Raw genomic sequence first — 5,473 nt, 5'->3', positions numbered from 1 at the left:
TAATGAACTATAAATGCAGTTGGAAAAGCTGCACATTGATAATAAGCCCTTCATTGTAAAGGGCTTTTTTTTCGCCTGTCTGTTGTTTTATTTTGAACTTTAAGTAAACTATATAAGTTAAAATACAATACAGTAACTTTTATTAACAATAAGATTAATACCAAGCGTTTTGGAGTCTGATGATGAAAGTGTTTGTTTGGTCATTCATTGTAGTGGTTGTATTTGTCGTGATTTTTGGGGTATCAATATTTAATAAGTTGGTACGCGCCCGTAATCAAGCAAAAAATGGTTTTGCGCAGATAGATGTACAGCTAAAACGTCGTCATGATTTGATTCCAAACCTAGTCGAAACTACAAGACGTTATTTGTCTCACGAAGAAGAGACATTGACGCGTGTTATTAGTGCGCGTAACCACGCCCAAAGTTTGCAGGATTCTAGCAAGCATCAGCCAGACTCGCTTGAGCATATGGCACTATTTGCCAAAGCTGAGAGTATGTTATCCAAAGCATTAGGGCAATTCTCAGCTGTCGTGGAAGCCTATCCTGAGCTAAAAGCTGACAGTATGATTAAAGAGCTGATGGAGGAGCTGACCAATACTGAGAACCGTATTGGCTTTGCGCGTCAGCATTATAATGACAGTGTGATGTTTTATAATAATGATCGCGAAGTATTCCCAAACAATCTGATTAGCACGACTTTTGGTTTTCGTCCTCTTAGTCCATTGGTGTTTGAAGATAGAAAAGCGATTGTACAATCACCTGTCGTTAATATGGGCTGATGTTTACATAGGTTCAAATACGTTTAGCTATCGTTAATTTAGGCAACTAGATGGATTTTTTTGGTGAACAGCGTAGCCGTACTCGGCGCAGCCTATTACTGTATGGGCTATTTTTTTTCATTATATTTGTCCATATTGCGGTGGCGCTCGGTGTTATGTCGCTGCTGCTTACGATATTTACCGGTGGTATTTATTATTGGGCGTTGATACTGGTTGTGGTATGGATAATCGGTAGCTTTATCATTGGCAGTTTTTTGGAGTATAGACGGCTAAAAGCAGGTGGGCGTGCTATCGCTCAGCGCGTAGGTGCCGTTCGGCTGTTTATCGACCACAGCCAAGATGCGTGGGAGCATAGCCGCGGAGTTGCTCATCAACATGAGCCTGTACAAAAGGTTCGTTTTAGCGCTCGTCATATCGCGGTACGTCATGAGCGTGATTTTCCGCCTGTTTATCGTCGCTATTATGAAATTGCCCAGCAGCTCGCCATTGCTTCGGGTTTAAGTATGCCGATACTCTATGTATTGCCTGATGAGCATGGTATCAATGGCTTCGTTGCGGGACGCGATAGTCAAGATATGGCGCTTGTAGTTACCCAAGGTGCGCTTGATAAACTGTCTAATGAGGGGTTATATGGTCTGATAGGGCACGAATATGGTCATATTTTACATGGCGATGCGACATTTAATCTGCAACTAATGGTGGTGCTAGCAGGCTTACAATTACTCTATGACTGGAGTGACTCTGTTGATAATCTTGGTGCTGGTCATAAAAGTAGCCAGTATGGTTATTTTGGTAAAGCGGTCAATACGGCTAATGTTTTGTCGCAAAAAGCCATTGATAACCATGCAGGTAATACCGAGGCGCAAACAGCAAGTTTTACTACCCATAGTGAATGGGTAAATTATTGGCAAGCTCAATCAAAAAATCAGCAACCTTTAGCGAAAGGACGGTTTATTTGGCGCCAAAACAGCGCTGCTGTTGATCGACAAGCCCCGCGTAATATCTGGACATTACTAATACATGGCTTGAGCTTTTCTAGCATGGCAAGTGCCCAGCTAATCAAACACAGCTTTAACCGCGAGCGTGAATTGCTAGCCGATGCGACCAGTGTACAGCTCACACGCTCGCCGGCGATTATGGAAACCTTGCAAGCCATTCATCAAGATGCTTTGGGTTCGCGCTTGACGGGTATCGCCGATATTAATGGGTTAAGTCATTTCTTCTTTGCCAGTAGCGGTGCTGACCTAGGTGATGTCTCATGGCTTGCCACTCATCCAAGTTTGAGTGAGCGTATGAGTGCCATTAATGCCAATGCTTATCACGACTTTGCTGTACAAGTTGCCAAAGAAAAACGTATTAATCAGAAGAAAGTACAAGAGGTATATGAGCAGCGCCGGCTGGGTGATTGGGGAGTAATAACAGCAAATAGCCTAAATAGAAAAGAGAATAGCCTAAGTAAAAATTCGCTAGAAAAAATTGAGCTCCAATCTCAGTTAGTACCTAATATTAATAAGAATAATGATACAGAAGTAAGTAATGAATTAGACGCGGACACAGGTCTTAAATTTACTGTAGAGAAGGACGTGATAGTTGATGGGTGTTTACAAGTTAAAGCAAATTCTATTGATACACAGAAGCTAATAAAGCCACGGCAAGCAAAGCCTGATAGTCACTTGTCAGTAAAAGGCTTAATCAGTACTGCTGATATAAACAAGGTGTCACTGCCACAATATGTGCTTAATTACAGTCACCATCCGCGAGGCGCGCATGCTTTGATTGAAGCGGTGATGTTATGCCATCAAGGTCGTATATTGTCTACAACTGTCACTTATGATTTGTCAGATATTTGGACTGGCACTCCTAAAGATAGGGTAATGACTACGACTGATAGTAGCACTGGCTTTACTGCTGATGTAAAACCTAAAATTGATACAATGAGTGATAAGAAAATATTGCCGCATACCATAGACCAGCAGTTACTAGAGGTAGTTGCTAGTATTGATCGGCGGTTAGATAGTGCTTTGATAATATTTGCTATAAAGCAACTATCCCAGCATGATTTATCCGAAAGCGCGATAAATAAATTACGCCTAAAAAGTGAAAGTAGCCACAGCCACCAAAGCCATCAATATTATAGACAGCAAACAAAATCTCGTACCATGCTTATACGCTATCAGCACGGCATCATTGATCTGTTTAAAAGTCAGTTAACCGTCGATTTGAGCAGAGATTTTTCTGATAAAATAGTCAATGATGAGGGTTACATTGATAAGCCTAAACCAGTATTCACGCGCTCAAAGAATACAATCTCTCGGTCACCATCAATTTTGTCGTTATGGCAGGCGCTGCACTTGCGGCAACTACTGCATATACTGTCTGGTGTTTTAAACCATAAGTTATCAAATGCTAATGAATTATGGCAATTAGAGTTACGAGCTGGTTTAGATGATATTTATGCTCAGCTTGATCCTTCAGGACAGGTATTTAATGGTCTTGATGTTGCCGCGAAAACGATGCTGACTTTATTGGCTTATCGCTTATCCAAAGATGCCAAGGGTCAGATAGTATCAGCTCTAGATAGCTCGGTACATATTTCAAGGCTTAGCTATAATAGTGCTAGTGTTGCTCACTATGTTGTAGATGTGCGCCGTCATGCGCGCTTGATTGATATCGATTTAACAGCAGTGAGCGATGCAAATTTGCAATGGCTATTATTAACCGCGCAAAACCTAAATAGTGTGCAATTATTGGCATTGATAGAAGCAGTGCCTGTTTTTATATCACCAAGCATAGATAGTGAAGAGGCTGGTGATAATTATCAAGACAGGCAGCAGAGTGATGGTCAAATAGATTATAATAGCGCTATAAAAAACAGCCATATTAATAATGCCATTACTGATAAGCTATATGTAGTTAGCAATTACCGTCAATGGCTAAGTACATTGCATACAGTGATGTTACACGATACGATAGTCAGCCAAGATGAATATGATTGCTTGACGATACTGGCAGAGCACTGGCTTGGTGTTAGACAGCTTTTTTAGGTAGATTAAACGATTTTATAGTTAATGCGTTAAGTTATTGTTAGCATTGTTTTTGACATTAAAAGCCTGTAAACCCATTTGAGATAAGTAGGATAGTAGAGTCGCATGAGTGATATCCGAGACCCGCAGGCTATATTACAGCACCGTATACAGCAGCGTCAGATTTTAGCGATGATGGGTATCAATCAGTGGGTGCAACCAAGTTCAGAAACCCTTCATATTGCTGACATAGCAGCGCCAATTGCTTCTGCTGCCAGCGATGAACAACTAGGGATTGTGCAACCAAACCCTGAGCAGTCAAGTAATACAGCTGCGAACGTCGAGTCTTCAGAATCTATATCGAGCTTACAAGTAAATAGCCCTGCTGATAGTGTCTATGATGAGGCTCATAGCTATGTTGAAAATGAACAAAGTCCAGTCACCTATAATTTTGATACTATTAGTCCTGATGTTGCTGTTAATTCTCTTGTAGAAACTGTTGTACAGCAAACAGCTGTGCCTAGTGGACAAGCATACTCTAGCGATAACCATCATGAAAATACGCTTAAAGTAGCGCCGTTTAATTTACAAGGCGGGCGCTATGGTGACTGGGTTATTATGATTGATATCCAAGCGCTGAATAATGACAGTCAAAAGCTCTGGCAAAATATCACTCAAGCACTATCCATCACTTGTGAGACGACCTCATTTCCTATCTGTGAAGGTATGGATACGGCTGAGCTTGCCAATGCCAGTCTTGCAGGCTACATATTTAAAATTGGTCGTAGCGAAGAGATAAAGGTGGCGTCATTGACTGTCTTGCCAGACGGCCTTGAGCATCCTAATTTGACTATGGTGCCAACCTTAGATGAGATGCTTGCTGATAGCAGCTTAAAACGTCAGCTTTGGGAGCAGTTATCTAATCAGAGTTAAAGACTTGTTTATTGATGCTACAGATATTAAAAATAGAGATAAAATTTACCTTAAGGGGTTTTAAAGCTGCAGTTTTATAGATTAGCTGCTAAAACTACTGCTTTAAAGCTTATATAACAACGATGATTTCATCATATTTAGGATAATGACTGTGACTACTAACGCTGCTTCTAACCGTATACCTAACTTTTCTGCCGGCCCTGCCACCATACCGACTGCTGTATTATCACGCGCTCAAGAAGAATTACTTGATTGGCAGGGACGTGGTATGTCGGTTATGGAAGTGAGCCATCGTAGTAAAGAATACATCGCAATTACCGAAAAAGCCGAAGCTAAATTACGCTCGTTGATGGACATTCCAGACAACTATAAAGTGTTATTTCTACAAGGCGGTGCCAGCTTACAGTTTTCAGCGATTCCATTGAATCTACTAAATGGTGGGCGTGCAGACTATCTGACAACTGGTGCATGGTCAGGAAAAGCGATCAAAGAAGCGCAGCGCTACGGCAAATTAGGTCTTGGTGAGATAAATTTAGTTGCTAGCGGTAAAGACAGTAATTTTACTGATGTGCCAGCCCAAAGCGAGTGGAATGTTAGCGAAGATGCAGCATATTTCCATTACTGTGCCAATGAGACCATTCATGGTCTACAGATATTTGAGCCACCAAAAGTTGATGTGCCTATTATCGCCGATATGTCTTCCTGCATTTTGTCACAGCCAATTGATGTGTCTAAGTT

4 protein-coding genes are annotated in these 5,473 nt (G+C 41.3%); all 4 read left to right on the top strand.

Translation table 11 applies throughout. The features are described from left to right. The first annotated feature begins 182 nt into the window (after window positions 1–182). Entirely contained in the window at window positions 183–779 is a 597-nt protein-coding gene (locus tag VLN09_RS02190; protein ID WP_325243582.1) for a LemA family protein, read from the top strand. Between the two features lie 50 nt (window positions 780–829). Next, complete coding sequence (locus tag VLN09_RS02185; protein WP_325243581.1) at window positions 830–3,823, top strand: M48 family metalloprotease; 2,994 nt, start codon at window positions 830–832, stop codon at window positions 3,821–3,823. A gap of 105 nt (window positions 3,824–3,928) precedes the next feature. After that, the gene (locus VLN09_RS02180; protein ID WP_325243580.1) at window positions 3,929–4,735 is read left to right on the top strand and encodes a hypothetical protein; all 807 of its coding nucleotides are present in this window, start codon (window positions 3,929–3,931) and stop codon (window positions 4,733–4,735) included. A 145-nt stretch (window positions 4,736–4,880) separates the two neighbouring features. Next, on the top strand, window positions 4,881–5,473 hold a 593-nt coding region (locus tag VLN09_RS02175; protein WP_325243579.1), incomplete at its 3' end, for an aminotransferase class V-fold PLP-dependent enzyme.

Source organism: Psychrobacter sp., from assembly GCF_035469765.1.
Taxonomy (GTDB): domain Bacteria; phylum Pseudomonadota; class Gammaproteobacteria; order Pseudomonadales; family Moraxellaceae; genus Psychrobacter.
The sequence above is the reverse complement of the archived record's forward strand: the minus strand, read 5'-3'. Positions and strand labels throughout refer to the sequence as shown.

Bases quoted from the DNA above. Each gene is read 5' to 3' on its own strand.
- VLN09_RS02185 (WP_325243581.1), top strand. From the start codon at position 830: ATGGATTTTTTTGGTGAACAGCGTAGCCGTACTCGGCGCAGCCTATTA.
- VLN09_RS02190 (WP_325243582.1), top strand. From the start codon at position 183: ATGAAAGTGTTTGTTTGGTCATTCATTGTAGTGGTTGTATTTGTCGTG.
- VLN09_RS02180 (WP_325243580.1), top strand. From the start codon at position 3,929: ATGAGTGATATCCGAGACCCGCAGGCTATATTACAGCACCGTATACAG.